General features: G+C 41.3%; 14 protein-coding genes. 10 read left to right on the top strand and 4 right to left on the bottom strand.

Annotation, left to right across the window (positions count from 1 at the left end):
- Nucleotides 1-78 precede the first annotated feature (78 nt).
- On the bottom strand, nucleotides 79-1266 hold the full coding sequence (locus IEE86_RS09080; RefSeq protein WP_191096910.1) for a M20 family metallopeptidase: 1188 nt from the start codon (nucleotides 1264-1266) through the stop codon (nucleotides 79-81).
- Nucleotides 1267-1550: 284 nt separating this feature from the next.
- Here IEE86_RS09080 and IEE86_RS19325 point away from each other — a divergent pair, with 284 nt between their 5' ends.
- Complete coding sequence (locus tag IEE86_RS19325) at nucleotides 1551-1694, top strand: hypothetical protein (RefSeq protein WP_224740877.1); 144 nt, start codon at nucleotides 1551-1553, stop codon at nucleotides 1692-1694.
- A 70-nt stretch (nucleotides 1695-1764) separates the two neighbouring features.
- On the opposite strand, the gene IEE86_RS09070 is transcribed toward IEE86_RS19325, so the two are convergent.
- Entirely contained in the window at nucleotides 1765-2250 is a 486-nt protein-coding gene (locus IEE86_RS09070) for an antibiotic biosynthesis monooxygenase family protein (protein ID WP_191096909.1), read from the bottom strand.
- A gap of 127 nt (nucleotides 2251-2377) precedes the next feature.
- On the opposite strand from IEE86_RS09070, the gene IEE86_RS09065 reads away from it, so the two are divergent.
- The 7 genes from IEE86_RS09065 to IEE86_RS09035 all read left to right on the top strand — a co-directional run bounded on the left by IEE86_RS09065 (nucleotide 2378) and on the right by IEE86_RS09035 (nucleotide 12423).
- Complete coding sequence (locus IEE86_RS09065) at nucleotides 2378-4531, top strand: transglycosylase domain-containing protein (protein ID WP_191096908.1); 2154 nt, start codon at nucleotides 2378-2380, stop codon at nucleotides 4529-4531.
- 106 nt (nucleotides 4532-4637) lie between these two features.
- Nucleotides 4638-5696: a uroporphyrinogen decarboxylase gene (gene hemE, locus IEE86_RS09060; RefSeq protein ID WP_191096907.1), complete on the top strand. Its 1059-nt coding sequence runs from the start codon at nucleotides 4638-4640 to the stop codon at nucleotides 5694-5696.
- Nucleotides 5697-5728: 32 nt separating this feature from the next.
- Nucleotides 5729-6667 (top strand): ferrochelatase, encoded by a 939-nt coding sequence (gene hemH, locus IEE86_RS09055; protein WP_191096906.1) that lies wholly within the window; start codon nucleotides 5729-5731, stop codon nucleotides 6665-6667.
- 22 nt (nucleotides 6668-6689) lie between these two features.
- The gene (hemY, locus tag IEE86_RS09050; RefSeq protein ID WP_191096905.1) at nucleotides 6690-8102 is read left to right on the top strand and encodes a protoporphyrinogen oxidase; all 1413 of its coding nucleotides are present in this window, start codon (nucleotides 6690-6692) and stop codon (nucleotides 8100-8102) included.
- A gap of 173 nt (nucleotides 8103-8275) precedes the next feature.
- On the top strand, nucleotides 8276-8854 hold the full coding sequence (locus IEE86_RS09045) for a TetR/AcrR family transcriptional regulator (RefSeq protein WP_191096904.1): 579 nt from the start codon (nucleotides 8276-8278) through the stop codon (nucleotides 8852-8854).
- 65 nt (nucleotides 8855-8919) lie between these two features.
- On the top strand, nucleotides 8920-11229 hold the full coding sequence (locus IEE86_RS09040) for a YhgE/Pip domain-containing protein (RefSeq protein ID WP_191096903.1): 2310 nt from the start codon (nucleotides 8920-8922) through the stop codon (nucleotides 11227-11229).
- Nucleotides 11230-11373: 144 nt separating this feature from the next.
- Nucleotides 11374-12423 carry a M42 family metallopeptidase gene (locus IEE86_RS09035; protein WP_191096902.1) on the top strand — a complete coding sequence of 350 codons (1050 nt, stop codon included), beginning with the start codon at nucleotides 11374-11376 and terminating at the stop codon, nucleotides 12421-12423.
- Between the two features lie 34 nt (nucleotides 12424-12457).
- Here the strand turns inward: IEE86_RS09035 and IEE86_RS09030 are convergent, their stop codons facing one another.
- Nucleotides 12458-13747 (bottom strand): cation:dicarboxylate symporter family transporter, encoded by a 1290-nt coding sequence (locus tag IEE86_RS09030; RefSeq protein ID WP_191096901.1) that lies wholly within the window; start codon nucleotides 13745-13747, stop codon nucleotides 12458-12460.
- 339 nt (nucleotides 13748-14086) lie between these two features.
- Nucleotides 14087-14224 carry a protein YhfH gene (gene yhfH, locus IEE86_RS09025; RefSeq protein ID WP_008359029.1) on the bottom strand — a complete coding sequence of 46 codons (138 nt, stop codon included), beginning with the start codon at nucleotides 14222-14224 and terminating at the stop codon, nucleotides 14087-14089.
- Nucleotides 14225-14380: 156 nt separating this feature from the next.
- Here yhfH and IEE86_RS09020 point away from each other — a divergent pair, with 156 nt between their 5' ends.
- Nucleotides 14381-15124 (top strand): MBL fold metallo-hydrolase, encoded by a 744-nt coding sequence (locus IEE86_RS09020; protein WP_191096931.1) that lies wholly within the window; start codon nucleotides 14381-14383, stop codon nucleotides 15122-15124.
- A 2-nt stretch (nucleotides 15125-15126) separates the two neighbouring features.
- On the top strand, nucleotides 15127-16116 hold the full coding sequence (locus IEE86_RS09015) for a lipoate--protein ligase (protein ID WP_191096900.1): 990 nt from the start codon (nucleotides 15127-15129) through the stop codon (nucleotides 16114-16116).
- Nucleotides 16117-16285 lie beyond the last annotated feature (169 nt).

The raw sequence follows: 16285 nt of genomic DNA, 5'->3' as shown, positions 1-16285 counted from the left end.
AATACCGTCACACACTGGCAGCTTAGGCTTTTTATAATTGTCTACTTGACAGGGGTAAGACCAGGCAGCGGCTTTTTTTCATTCATCGTAGGAAAGGACGGCATGAGCCAGTACCTTTGCTGCGACAGGCATTGCGTTTTCGTTAATATCGAATTTCGGATGATGATGTGGATACACATCCTGGCTGTTTTCTGGCATGGCGCCTGTATAGAAGAAGGTGCCAGGAACATGCTGCAAGTAGTAAGCAAAATCTTCTCCACCCATTTGGGTTTCCGCTTCTTTTACTTCTATGACACCTTCTGTCTGTTTTGCGATTTCCGCAATATATTCAGTTGGCTTCGGGTGATTTTTGACAGCAGGATATCCTCTCACATATTCATATGTGTACGATGCATCATGCATGTGGCAAACCCCTTTCACCACCTGTTCAATTTCACGTTCAATGATTTGTCGTGCACTTTCTTCAAAGGATCTTGCAGTGCCGGTTAAAACAGCAGAATCTGCAATGACGTTAAAGGCATTCTCAGCCACAAAACCTCCAACAGATACAACAGCAGAATCAATTGGATTGACTTTACGGGCGACGACCTGCTGCAGATTTGCGACAATTTGTGAACCGATGAGTACGGCATCTTTCGTTAGATGAGGCTGAGCGCCATGTCCGCCTTTCCCTTGGATTTGAATAGAGAAACGGTCGGCAGCTGCCATAAAGTTCCCGCTTTTATAAAGCACCGTGCCACATGGCTCTGATGACCAAAGGTGCGTACCGAATATGACATCGACACCGTCTAAACAGCCATCTTCAATCATCGGTTTAGCACCGCCTGGCGCATATTCTTCTGCGTGCTGATGAATGAGGACGATTTTCCCTTTTAATTGATCACGATGTGTATGCAAGATTTTCGCTAAGACAAGAAGCGTTGCGGTGTGCCCATCGTGACCGCACGCATGCATCACACCAGGCTTTGTCGATCTGTAAGGCACATCCTTTTCATCGTGTATCGGCAGCGCATCAAAATCAGCTCTTAGGGCAATGGTCGGCCCCGGAGAAGCTCCCTCAATAAAAGCAAGAACACCATGACCGCCTACCTGAGTACGTGTTGGTATTTGTAATGTGTCATAGTAATTGGCGATGAAAGCGGCTGTTTCTTCCTCCTGAAAAGAAAGCTCAGGATTCATATGGAGATGGCGTCTAATTTCAACCATTTCCTCATAATGTTCATCAAGACGTTCATTGATGCTTTTTTGTAAAGTGGATATTGACATTGATCCGAAAACCTCCTTCATGCTCTTTTACTGATTGTATGGTAATTGTTAGAATCTTTCAACAGAAGAGGATTTCGTATTCGGCTTCAAAAGGTCATTTTACAAAAAAGTCGAAGTTGATATGAAGCGGAGAAAAGGGAGGAATCGTGTTGGGAAGCTGTCCAAATTGTTCAAAAGCATTTTCTTTCGTCGAAAAGTTTCATTTATCACATACGAAAATGATGATGTGTCCAAGCTGTCGGTATCAAATCAAAGAAACGTTTGCCTCAAAGATGATTTTTTTCATGATCTGCTTGGTTCCGCTATTGGTGCTGCTGATTCAATTGAAAGGCGCTTCGCCTATGTTGAAGTGGCCACTCTTATTAGGATGGATATTGCTGAATTTCTATGTGGTTCAGCCAATCATTCATCGATACGAGCTCAAATGAAGATGATAAAAAGAAGCCTAGCTACGGGGCTTTTTTTCATGAAAAAAGAAGTGCTCAAAGCAGCACTTCCTTAATTGTCTGTGACGGCATGGTAGGATGTGAGATAGGCAGGACGAGAGAAGATGGAGCCTGTGTCCTCGTGCGGCTGAAAGAAGGCTTCTGATTCTTGAAAGTCTTGAAATAAATCCTCTGATTCCCACAGCGTCAAAATCAGATAGACCTCTTCATCTTTTTGTGGTCTTAAGACACGTAAAGCCTGGAAGCCGCGCTGATGCTCTGAGATGTTTGTTTTCTTCTGAAAGGTGGATTCAAAAAGTGCTCTGCTTTCAAGCTTCACAGGGATATGATTCAAGGTGACGAAGCCAGATTGAACGAGATCGCCTTTTGCATAAATCACCTCATAGGCATGAGGGGCTTTAAAGACAGTCTCACCCTCGGTTTCATGAAAAAGGGCTGCTTGTTCTTTTCCGACCATATAAAGTAGATTTTCCAGATGGTGCTTCTTTGCGATTTTATGCAAAAAGTCTGCTGTTCCATATGTAATATAGAAATTCATCTAAATCGCCTCCTGCTTGATAGTATAACAAAAGAATGATATATAATTCTTTGGTAGTCAATCCATAAAACATATTATGAAGCAATACATCCCATACTAGCCGTATAAAGGAATGAGGTGACCTAATTTGAAGAAAAAGAAGATAATCATTCCGTTAGTCATTGCAGGGAGTACACTCGTGCTTTCATTTATTGGCTATCTGACCATTTTATTTTTAGGCCATTATGTCATAGATGAAAAGAAGCTTGTTTTTCACGCTTCCTCCAAAATCATTGATCAGAATGGAAAAGAACTCACAAGCATGTACTCGGAAAATCGGGACCCTGTGTCATTAAATGAGGTACCTGATAAAGTAGCGAAAGCCTTTGTGGCTGTTGAGGACAAACGTTTTTATGAGCATCATGGAATTGATGCACAATCTATTTCAAGGGCGGTTTATCGAGATATATTAGCAGGAGGAAAGGTAGAGGGAGGCAGTACGATTACGCAGCAGCTCGCAAAAAATATTTTTCTCACCAATGATAAAACCTTTCTTCGAAAAACAAAAGAAGTCATTATTGCGATTAATTTAGAAAGAGATTATTCAAAGGATAAACTGCTTGAAATGTATTTGAATCAGCTTTACTTCGGCCATGGCGTCTATGGTATTCAGGCGGCAGCCAATTATTATTTTAGTAAAGATGTGAAAGATTTAACTGTCAGCGAAGGTGCTACCCTCGCTGCGATGCCAAAGGCACCGTCTTCTTACTCGCCTGTTTTACATCCTGAGAAAAATAAACAAAGACGAGACACCATCTTGAATTTAATGAATGAACAAGGATATTTATCATCCACAGAAACAGTAGAAGCAAAAGGGAGAACACTAGGCATTCATTTGAAAAAGAAATCAGAAACGCCTTGGGTGGACAGCTATGTAGATCTTATCATTAAAGAAGCAGATTCAGAGTATGCCATTTCGCATGAACAATTACTTCAAGGCGGCTATACCATTACAGTCCCGATCGATATGAATCTGCAAAAAGTCGCCTATGATGCGATGAAGAACAACCGTTATTTCCCGGGAAAAAGCGGTTCTCCAGAAAGCAGTGCCGTCTTTATTGATAACGATTCTGGTGGAGTAAAAGCAGCCATTGGCGGACGAGAATATCAGGCAAGGGGCTATAACAGGGTAACGGCTGTTAGACAGCCTGGATCTGTTTTCAAGCCGATTGCGGTGTATGGTCCGGCGATGCAGGAGAAAAAATTCAGACCTTATTCATTGCTTGAAGATAAAGAAAAAAGCTATGACGGCTATTCACCAAAAAATTATGATGGGCAGTATGAAGGCAGGGTCACGATGGTGGATGCCTTGATGAAGAGTAAAAATACTGCTGCTGTGTGGACGTTAAGTCAGCTTGGCATTGATACCTCGAAATCATATCTCGAGAAAATGGGAATCGATATTTCGGATAAAGGACTTGCTATGGCACTTGGCGGCTTAGAAAAAGGGGTTTCTCCCTTGCAGATCGCTGGAGCCTTCCATACATTTGCAAATGAAGGTGTATATAAAAAGCCTTTCTTCATTCAGAAAATCACCAATGATGAAGGAGAAACGATAGAAAAGAATCGTGGTAAGCAAGAACGAGTGTTTAGTGTGCAAAACGCATGGAATATGACGAGAATGCTTCAGCAAGTCGTCAAAGGCGGGACAGCCCAGAGCGGTTCATATGCTGGAGATTTAGCAGGTAAAACAGGAACAACCACCTATTCAGGTGTGAAAGGGGCAACGAAAGATGCTTGGTTTGCTGGCTACACGCCTAGTACAACAGGTGCGATATGGATGGGGTATGACAAAACCGATAACAGCCACTATTTAACTGGCGGCAGTGAGTATCCAGTGCAGCTGTTTAAGGATATTTTAACGGCAGCCCAAATCACCAATGAAACTTTTGAAAAACCAGTGGGAATTAAAGAACTTCAATCGCCCATCCATTTAGAAGGATTATCAGGATTTGAAGCCCGCTATGTGTTTAAACTCAAAGGGTTGTTTACATTGGAGCTGTCATGGGACAAGCAGGAGGATAAACGGGTTGAATACCGCATCTATGAAAAGAGAAATGGTAGCGAGACGCTGATCGACTCAGTGACAGGGGCCGGTAGCTACACAATGCCGTATGCCAATGTGTTTTCAGATGCGCAGTATAAGGTTGTTCCATATAATACCCAAACGAAAGAAGAAGGCGAAGGCAGTTCCTATGTTAAGCCAGAAACTTTTGGACGTTCATATTCGGCGATTTTTTGAACATTGAGCCGCTTTAGTATACCGTGCCTTGAAAAAGCGGTATAGTAAAAGCAGTGTTTGAGCCTTATACAAAGAGAGTGTGAGGCGAAAGGTGGAATGAAAGGTAATGGGAAAAACGAAAGCTTTTAATGACACGTTCTTAAAGGCGTGCAAAGGGGAAAAAACAGACCATGTACCTGTTTGGTATATGAGACAGGCAGGACGCTCGCAGCCTGAATATCGTGCCCTTAAAGAAAAATACGGGCTATTTGAAATTACGCATCAGCCAGAGCTATGTGCTTATGTAACAAGACTTCCTGTAGAACAATATGGTGTAGATGCCGCTATTTTATATAAAGATATTATGACCCCGCTTCCGGCTATTGGAGTGGACGTTGAAATTAAAAATGGAATTGGGCCTGTGATTGATTCACCTATTCGGACAAAGGCAGATATTGAACGTCTTGGGGAGCTTCATCCTGAAGAAGATCTGCCCTATGTGCTTGATACAATCAAGCTTTTAACGAAGGAGCAGCTAAATGTTCCGCTCATTGGTTTTGCCGGTGCACCATTTACGATGGCAAGCTATATGATTGAAGGCGGTCCATCTAAAAATTATCATAAAACGAAGGCACTCATGTACAGTGAGCCAGAGACTTGGATGCTGCTCATGAACAAATTAGCTGATATGACGATCACATACATACGCGCGCAGGTAAAAGCAGGGGTCAGTGCATTTCAAATCTTCGACTCGTGGGTTGGTGCTTTAAATGCAGCAGATTACCGGACATTTATTAAGCCTGTCATGCAGCGTATTTTCACAGAGCTTAAATCTGAAAACGTACCGATGATCATGTACGGAGTTGGTGCGAGTCATTTGGCAAAGGATTGGCATGATCTGCCGCTTGATGTCGTTGGCCTTGATTGGCGTATGAGTGTAGACGAAGCGCGAAAAGAAGGTTTAACCAAAACGCTACAAGGAAACCTTGATCCGACCATCTTACTTGCTCCTTGGGAAGTGATTGAAGAAAGAGCAAAGGATATTTTAGATCAAGGGATGAAATCAGACCACTTCATCTTTAACTTAGGTCATGGGGTATTTCCTGATGTTTCACCAGACACGTTAAAGAAGCTGACAGATTTTATTCACGACTATTCGGCTACACATAAAAAAACATCCATCTAAACTATTTCAAATGATCTGAAGGAGTGTTGGTTGTGGAGAAAAAGAAAATGGGACTTCTTGTCATGGCATATGGCACCCCATATAAAGAAGAAGATATTGAGCGTTACTATACACATATCCGTAGAGGCAGAAAGCCGGAGCCAGAGATGCTGCAAGATTTAAAGGATCGCTACAAAGCCATCGGCGGTATTTCTCCTTTGTCAAAAATTACAGAACAGCAGGCAAATGGTTTGTGTGATCATTTGAATAACATCCAAGACGAGATTGAATTCCATGTCTACATTGGCTTAAAACATATTGAGCCGTTCATTGAAGATGCGGTTGCCAAGATGCATCAAGATGGCATCACAGAAGCGGTGAGTATCGTTCTTGCACCTCACTTCTCAACATTTAGTGTGAAATCGTATAACAAACGTGCACAAGATGAAGCAGACAAGCTTGGCAATCTGAAGATCACTTCTGTTGAAAGCTGGTATGATGAGCCAAAGTTTGTGGACTATTGGGTGAAACAAGTGAAAGATACGTATGCATCAATGAGCCAAGAGGAAAGAGAATCGGCCGTGCTCATTGTGTCTGCACACAGCCTGCCAGAAAAAATCATTGCAGCAGGAGATCCATACCCTGACCAGCTCGCACAATCTGCAAAAATGATTGCTGAAGGTGCAGGAATTGAACATTATGAAATTGGCTGGCAAAGTGAAGGCAACACGCCTGATCCATGGCTTGGACCAGACGTGCAAGACTTAACGCGGGACCTATTTGAGCAAAAAGGCTATAAAACGTTCGTATACGTGCCTGTTGGTTTTGTCGCTGATCATCTCGAAGTGTTATACGACAACGATTATGAATGTAAAGTCGTAACTGATGAAATCGGTGCAGCCTACTATCGCCCCGATATGCCAAATGCGAAACCCGCATTTATTGATGCGCTGGCCACAGTCGTATTAAAAAAGCTTGATGAAAGCAAGTAATCATATAAAAGAAGGCGATCCTATGCATGACAACCAAAAACACCTTGTCATCATTGGCGGTGGCATCACTGGTTTAGCCGCCGCCTTCTATTTGGAGAAGGAAATCGAAGAAAAAGGTCTCCCGATCCAAATATCTCTAATTGAAGCGAGTCCTAGGCTAGGTGGAAAAATTCAAACATTATATAAAGACGGCTATATCATTGAACGTGGACCTGATTCATTTTTAGAAAGAAAGATCAGTGGACCGCAGCTGGCAAAGGATGTCGGCCTGTCCGATCAGCTCGTCAATAATGAAACAGGGCAAGCGTATGTATTAGTCAATGAAACCCTTCATCCGATGCCAAAGGGTGCTGTTATGGGCATTCCAACTCAAATCAGTCCATTCATTACAACTGGTCTTTTTTCAGTGGCAGGAAAAGCGAGAGCGGCGATGGATTTCGTTTTACCGAAAAGCAAGCAGACAGAAGATCAGTCGCTTGGTGAATTTTTTAGAAGACGTGTGGGCGATGAAGTCGTCGAGAATTTAATTGAGCCTCTTTTATCAGGTATTTATGCAGGTGACATTGACCGCCTGAGCTTAATGTCTACCTTCCCGCAGTTTTATCAAACGGAACAACAGCATCGCAGTTTGATTATTGGGATGAAAAAATCACAGCAGCATGCGAAAGCGCAGCAAGTGACAGCGAAAAAGCAAGGACAGTTCCAAACAATCAATCAAGGACTGCAAGCACTTGTTGAAGCGGTAGAAAGTAAGCTCAAGCTGACGACGATTTATAAAGGGACAAAAGTGAAGCAGATTGAAAAAACGGATGGGGGCTATGGTGTGCAACTAGACAGCGGTCAAACGCTTGTTGCAGATTCAGCCATTGTCACGACTCCGCATCAATCGATCTACTCCATGTTTCCAAAAGAAGCAGGTCTTGAGTACTTGCACGACATGACATCTACTTCTGTTGCAACGGTTGCACTTGGCTTTAAAGAAGAGGATGTTCATAATGAATATGACGGCACTGGTTTTGTCATCTCAAGAAACAGTGATTTCTCTATTACAGCCTGTACGTGGACGAATAAAAAATGGCCGCATACAGCTCCTAAAGGAAAAACGCTATTGCGTGCGTATGTAGGAAAAGCTGGAGACGAATCGATTGTCGAGCAGTCAGACAGCCAAATCGTCAGCATTGTGCTGGAGGATTTGAAGAAAATCATGGATATTAAAGCTGATCCAGAACTGACGACAGTGACCCGCTGGAAGACGAGCATGCCTCAGTATCACGTCGGTCATCAAAAAGCCATTAAGAACATGCGAGACACGTTTAAGCAATCATATCCTGGTGTTTATATCACTGGTGCTGCTTTTGAAGGTGTTGGAATCCCTGATTGTATTGATCAAGGAAAAGCCGCCATCACAGAGGCTGTATCTTATCTATTTTCATAAAACAAACTCCCTTTTCTATCATGGAAAGGGAGTTTTTCATGTTCGAATCATGAGAAAAGAGTTGGGGATCATAAAAGTGAACAAAGTAGTTGCATCCGAGGAAAAGGATGTGGTATATTACTTTCTGTACTTAATGACCAAAACGTTCAAATAGTCATTTTGGGAGTGAGACCATGAGTGTTGATAGGAGACAAATGATTTTAGATGGGGCCACGAAGGCATTTACTCAATTTGGGTATAAAGCGACCACGATGGACCTTGTGGCGAAGCTTGCCAACGTCGGAAAGGGAACCATTTATACCTTTTTCAAAAACAAAGAAGAGCTGTTTGATGAAATTTTCACATCCCTTTTAATGGAGATGAGAAAAATTGCTGATGAGGCGATTGATGAGAAAAATAGTTTCTCTGAAAACCTTCACTTAGCACTCTTTGCAATATTGGAATTTCGAAAAAACCACCAGCTCACAATTAAAATCTTTCAGGAAAATGCGGAGCTTGGCACGTCAGCGGTCAAGGAAATGATTGAAAAGATGGAGCAAATGATCATTCGCTATATTAAAACGAAAGTAAAAGAAGCGATTGATAAAGGCGACATTAAGCCATGTGATCCTGAATTGACGGCATTTGTGATGGTGAAATTATATATTGCACTTATTTTTGATTGGGAAAAGCGATACGAGCCTTTAACAAAAGAAGAGGTAGCCGAATCGCTGGAGCTTTATGTACTAAAAGGGCTTTCTGTAACAACATAATTTTTTTTTGAGTTCAAATGACCGAATTCTTAATTTAGTCATTCATCAATGGGAGGAAAACAGCAATGAATTTAATTCGGAATCAATGGAAAGACATTGTGACGAGCAAAAAACTACTGATCCCGATTTTAGCTGTCTTATTTATTCCGCTGATTTACAGTGGTGTATTTTTAAAAGCTTACTGGGATCCATATGGTACAGTAGATCAATTACCTGTAGCGGTTGTCAACTTGGATGAAGGCAGTCATTATGACGGGAAAACACTTCAGGTTGGCGATGATTTGGTGAAGGAATTGAAGAAGAACAATAGTTTTAAATGGCACTTTGTCGATAGTGAAGAAAAGGCCGTCAAGGGATTAAATAACGAGGACTATTATCTTGTCGTAGAAATACCAAAAGATTTCTCGAAAAATGCAAGTACAGTGCTCGATAAACATCCGAAAAAATCGAATCTGAAATATTATACGAACCCAGGCGCAAACTATGCTGCGTCACAAATTGCGAATAATGCCATAATCAAATTAAAAGATTCGGTTTCAAAGGAAGTCACAGAAAATTATGCAGAGGTCATCTTTGATAACTTCAAAACGATTGCAAAGGGATTAGATCAAGCAAGCGATGGTGCGAAGAAAATTGATGACGGAACAAAAAGCGCAAAAGATGGCAGTCAAAAGTTAAAAGACAACCTGGCGAAATTGGCTGAAGGAACGTTAACCTATAGTGAAGGTGTTCATCAGTTCGCAGGGAAAATGGGTGAATTGAACACAGGAATCCAGTCTCTTGACAGCGGGCTTGGTCAGCTCTTAACAGGCTATCAAACCATCGATCAGAAATTTGGAGAGCTTGGCACAGGTATTGATACATTGACTGAAGGGCTAAACACAAGCCGTGAAGGACATGAGCAGCTCGCTTCTAAAATGCCGCAATTCACAGCAGGCATTGAGCAGCTAAACAACAAAGCACAATCCTTTTCTGAAAAAATTGCAGCAGTAGAAAAAGTCTTGTCTTCACCAGAATTAGCGAATCTTGAAAAGATGGCCCCTAAACTCGATCAGGTGAAAAAAGACGCAAAAACGTTCAGTACAAAACTTGCTTCATTAAAAGAAGCGTTAGCGAATCGAGATGCAAAAGTAAAAAGCATTATCCAAAACAGCTCAATGACAGATGAAGAGAAAAAGGCAGCAATGGATCAGCTCGACAGTCTGCCTAACATCGAATTACCTGATCTGTCTGGACTTGAGCAAAGCTTAGCCGCCTTGCAGGAACTGCCTGATGCAAGTGAGATTCAATCTGCGGTTGCCTCGGCAAAAGCACAGCTACAGCAAGTCAAACAGCTACCAGAGAAAACAGAACAGCTATACACATCGACAGTCGCAATACAAAATGCAATTGATCAAATGACATCTGGTACGAATAAATTGTATCAAGGTGCACTGAAGCTTCAAACAGGTCAAGGCCAATTACAAAATGGCCTGCAAACAGCAAATGGAAAGCTTGATACAGCGAAAAGTGGTGCGGATAAGCTTGCAAATGGTTCAAGCCAGCTTAGCGCAGCGTTAAATAAGCTGGAAAGTGGTTCAACGAGTATCCAAAGCAATACATCTAAGCTTGCTGAAGGCTCAAAATCGCTCGATAAAGGATTGGGCGACTTAAAGAGTGGTACAGGGAAGCTGTCCGATAAATTAAAAAGCGCCGCAGATGAAACTGGTGAAATTGATGCGGACCAAGACAATTACAATATGATTGCAAGCCCAGTCAAAACAGAAAACGATACAGCGAAAAAAATTGATAACTATGGAACAGGGCTCACACCTTATATTTTATCCATGGGACTCTTTGTAGGAGCTCTTATGCTGACTGTTGTATTCCCAATGAAAGACCCTGCTGGACGCCCTAGAAATGCGTTTGAATGGTTTTTCAGCAAATATAGTGTGCTCCTCTTTGTTGGTATCCTGCAAGCAGTCATTGCAAGCTCCATGCTCATCTTTGGACTTGGTCTTGAGGTAGAGAGTCTCTGGCGCTTCTATCTCTTTGCGATTGTCGTCAGCCTGACGTTCCTAGCGATCATTCAGCTTCTGGCGACAACGATGGGGAACCCAGGACGCTTCATTGCCGTCATTATCTTGGTTCTTCAGCTCGCAGCAAGTGCGGGTACATTCCCGCTTGAGCTCGTACCGAAATTCTTCCAAGTCATTCATAGCCTGCTTCCAATGACGTATACAATCAATGGATTTAGAACGATCATTGCAAGCGGTGATGACAGCTATTTATGGCACCAAGTAGCAATCCTTGGGACAGTTGCCATCATCATGATGGCGGCAACAACCGCATACTTTGCTTGGAACGTAAGAAAAATGAAACAAGACGAGGCTTAATCAAAAAATCCTTTCTCTTTATAGAGAAAGGATTTTTTGATTAGAAATTAGACATCACGAACCCGAAGAGATATATTTTAAGAAGAGATGCTGAAAAAGGCATACTTGGAAGACATTGCTTTCAGACAAAGGAGGAAATGCCGAATGACAACGGAAGTAAACGAAACAGTTCAGCTGATTCAAAAGCTTGTATCGATCCCAAGTCCATCAGGGAATACAGAAAAGGTGATCGGTTTTGTTGAACGTTTTTTACACGATTTGAATATTGAGACAAAGCGAAATCGAAAAGGCGGATTAATTGCTACAATCAAAGGAACAGATGACAAGGAACACCGCATGCTGACAGCGCATGTCGATACGCTCGGTGCGATGGTAAAGGAAATTAAATCAAATGGCCGGCTTCGTCTTGCACTCATCGGAGGCTTTCAGTATAACTCAATAGAAGGCGAATATTGTGAAATTGAAACAGTATCAGGCCGTACATACACAGGAACCATTCTCATGCATCAAACATCAGTTCACGTCTATGCGGATGCTGGAAAAGCGAAACGAAACCAAGAAAATATGGAGATTCGTCTTGATGAAAAGGTAAAAAATCAAGACGATGTCAAAGCACTTGGGATTCAAGTAGGGGATTTTATCTCATTTGATCCTAGAGTGGAAGTGACATCTTCAGGCTTTATTAAATCAAGACATCTTGATGACAAAGCAAGTGTGGCGTTATTGCTGCGTTTAATCCACCGGATTCAAACGGAAAGCATCACTTTACCGCATACAACACACTTCTTAATTTCAAATAATGAAGAAATTGGCTACGGCGGAAACTCGAATATTCCAGAAGAAACGGTAGAATACCTGGCTGTAGATATGGGGGCTATCGGCGACGGTCAATCAACAGATGAATACAGTGTGTCTATTTGTGTGAAGGATTCGAGCGGTCCTTATCACTATGGATTACGCAAGCATTTAGCCGCATTAGCAGAAGAGAATAAAATTGATTACCGTCTGGATATTTATCCTTATTACGGATCAGATGCGTCAGCAGCCATTAGAGCAGGACATGATATCATTCATGGACTGATTGGTCCCGGCATCGACTCCTCGCATGCCTTTGAAAGAACACATGAAGATTCACTGATTCACACAGCGAATCTCCTTTATCATTATGTTCAATCAACATTAATCACAGCATAAAAAAAAGAACCCCATCTAGCGGGGTTCTTTTTGATTAGCTTGAAAGCTGTGTTGGTTCAGGAGCATCTTGTCCAGTCATTACACGATGTCCTTTTTCAGGGTCATATTGCCCTTCCCATTTAGACATCACGACAGCTGCAAGTGCATTACCTGTTAAGTTAACAACGGTTCGCGCCATATCCATGATACGGTCAACACCTGCAATAAATGCGAGACCTTCAGCAGGAACACCAATTGTTCCTAATGTTGCGAGTAATACAACAAATGAAGTACCAGGAACAGCAGCCATTCCTTTTGATGTCACCATCAGCACAAGAATCAGCGTGAGCTGCTGGACGATCGTTAGGTCAATGCCATATACCTGTGCAAGGAAAAGGGCAGCGATGGCTTGATACAAGACGGAGCCGTCTAGGTTAAATGTATAACCGATAGGGATAACGAAAGAGACAATTCCCTTTGGACATCCGATGCGTTCCATTTTATCCATCACTCTTGGTAAAACTGTTTCAGAGCTGGATGTACTAAAGGCAAGAAGCATTTCGTCTTTCATGTAAGCAAGAAATCTGAAAATATTGACGCCGATCATCTTTCCAATAATTCCGAATACAACGATAAGGAAGAGAGCGAGCGCAAAATAAACAAGACCTACGAGCTTACCTAATGAAATAAGAGATTCAAGACCAAATTTTGATACTGTAACACCAATGAGTGCGAACACACCAAATGGTGCAGCTTTCATCACAACATTGACGACATGGAACATGGCATGTGATACACCTTCAAAGAAGGCGAGCACTGGTTTGCCGCGTTCACCAATGGCTGAAACGCCGAGCGCAAATAACACAGTGAAGAAAATAATCGCAAGCAAATCACCTTCCGCCAATGATTGGAAGAAGTTCGTTGGAACGATATGAAGGAACGTATCAGCAATTGATTTATTGCTTTGCTCTTTTTCCGTTTCAACATACTGGCTAATATCTTGTTTTTCCGCATGTCCAAAGTCAACGCCTGCACCAGGTTGTACAAAGTTCGCAAGCACAAGACCAAGGATAATCGCAAATGTTGTGATAATTTCAAAATAAAGAATGGTTCTAAAACCGAGCTTCCCTACTTTTTTACCATCACCGGCACCTGCAACACCTAAAATTAAGCTAGAGACGACAATCGGTATGACGATCATCTTAATAAGTCTTAAGAAGAAGTCTCCAATTGGTTTTAAGTATGTCTCAACACCAGGGTTACCGAAAAAGACTGCCCCAACAACGACACCGAGAATAAGACCGATTAGGATTTGTGTAGCTAATCCAAATTTTAATTTTTTCATAGATTTCCTCCCTAACTTATTCATTAAAGGAATATTCCCATCATATTAAGTTTTAATATATGAATTAAAGTATAACTAAAATTAAAGAGGTTCGTCCACGATTAAATTATATTAAGAAAATACAAAATTGTTTGAAAAAATGGACATTTAGAACCTCCTTTATTTTTTCAAGTCAATAAAAAGTGTCTTCAGAACTAAATGTCATCATATGAAAATACTAAAAAACCCTTTTGTGCCAAGGGTTTTACCTTTTTACCTATTTTTCAAATAAAATAAAAAGCACTTTTGACTCCAACTGACGACGGAGGAAAAAAGTGCTTTTTTATTCAATTTATTTCCTTATTTAAGATAACTTACTTGTGAGCATTCCTCACATTCATTACCATAACACTCGTGCTGTTCCATTAAATCGTTTCCACATTTTGTGCATTTCTTTGAAGGCAAATTTCTAAAAAACTCAGTGATTTTTCCTAGCATTTGTCATCCTCCAATACATTTTGTTGTTATCATTGTATTATAACAGATTAATAATTGTCAATCTGTTTTGCAACAATAGGCAAGAAGAATGCTTTTTCTATGAAAAATGGGTATATTGTAAGAAGGGGATTTTTAGAAAAGGAGGGAAAAATGACGATGAAATTAACCGTGATTGGATGCTATGGAGGGTTTCCGGCAGCTGGTGAAGCGACGTCAGGTTATCTTTTTGAATCAGATGGCTTTCGTCTGCTTGTAGACTGCGGGAGCGGTGTTCTTTCTATGCTTCAGCAATACATTGATATAGAGGAACTAGATGCTGTTCTCCTTTCTCATTATCACCACGATCATATTGCAGATATCGGACCACTCCAATATGCGAAGCTAGTGGGATATCATTTAGGAAAAAGCAGCGGTCCGCTTAGTGTCTATGGACATACTGGTGATCAAGAGGCATTTGGTCGGCTTTCTGATCATGTACATACAAAAGCAAAGCCTTATCATCCGGCAGAAGGCTTGCAAATTGGTCCCTTTCAAATTGATTTTTTGAAAACGGTTCATCCGGCAGAATGTTATGCTATGAGAATTGAGACAGATGATGCTGTGGTTGTGTATACAGCAGATTCAAGCTATCAGGACGCTTTTATCCCGTTTAGTAAAAAGGCAGATCTACTGATCGCCGAAAGCAATTTTTACGCAGGACAAGACGGATCAGGTGCAGGACATATGAACAGTACAGAAGTGGCGAAGATTGCAAATGAAGCAAATGTTGGAGAGCTCATCATCACTCATCTCCCTCATTTCGGACGGCATAAAGACCTAGTCAATGAAGCGCAGACACTATATACTGGCAGTATACAGCTTGCCCATTCAGGGCTTAGATGGAACAAGGAAGGAAGATAGAGATGCTGTTTATAGATAACGAACAACATTATGACCCAATGATTAATCTGGCAATTGAAGAGTATTGCTTAAAATATTTAGATCCTGAAGAAACGTATTTGCTGTTTTACATCAACCAGCCGTCAATTATCATTGGAAAGAACCAAAATACAATAGAAGAGATCAATACAAAATATGTGGAAGACAATGGAATCAAAGTCGTTCGCCGTCTGTCAGGCGGTGGTGCAGTTTACCATGACAAAGGAAACTTAAACTTCAGCTTTATCACAAAAGACGATGGGGACAGCTTCCACAACTTTAAAAAGTTCACAGAGCCAGTGATCAAAGCGCTTGAAAAATTAGGCATCAAAGCTGAATTAAGCGGTAGAAACGATATCATGGCAGATGGACGCAAAATTTCTGGTAATGCCCAATTCGCCACACGCGGACGTATTTTCAGTCATGGCACACTGCTATTTGATTCAGAAATCGAACATGTCGTTTCTGCTTTAAATGTGAAAAAAGAAAAGATTGAATCAAAAGGCATTAAGTCCATTAGAAGCAGGGTCGCCAATATTAGTGAACTAATGGATCAAAAGATGACAACAGAAGAATTTAAAAAAATTCTTTTAAGCTACATTTTTGATACGAATGGGGACGTGCCGCAGTATCAGCTGACTGAAAAGGATTGGGAAAAGATTCATGAGATTTCTCGTGATCGTTATCAAAAATGGGAATGGAACTATGGCCGTTCACCTAAGTTTAATTTGCAGCACTCAAAGCGGTTCTCAGCTGGCTCTATTGATCTGCGATTAGAGGTGAAAAAAGGAATCATTCAGGATTGCAAGATCTTTGGTGACTTCTTTGGCGTGGGGGATATTGCCGATATTGAAAAAAGACTGATTGGACAGCAATATGATCGTCAAACGATCAGCGGCGTATTAGAAGATATGGATATGCGCCACTATTTCGGCAATGTATCGAAAGAAGATTTTCTTGATTTGATTTATTAAGCGGGGAAAAGCACGGCTAGAGATAGCGGTGCTTTTTTATTAAAAGAAATGAAAGCGATTCACATTTGAGCTTGTGGATTTTTTCGATTGTCTATTATAATAGAAAAGAGGAATGTTTGGTCATAAAATGAATGGCTATTCATTCATTGACGACGCATAAGGGGTGGGA

The sequence above is a fragment of the Bacillus crepusculi genome, from assembly GCF_014764715.1.
Lineage (GTDB): Bacteria > Bacillota > Bacilli > Bacillales > Bacillaceae > Bacillus.
This window is presented reverse-complemented; position numbering and strand designations above follow the sequence as displayed.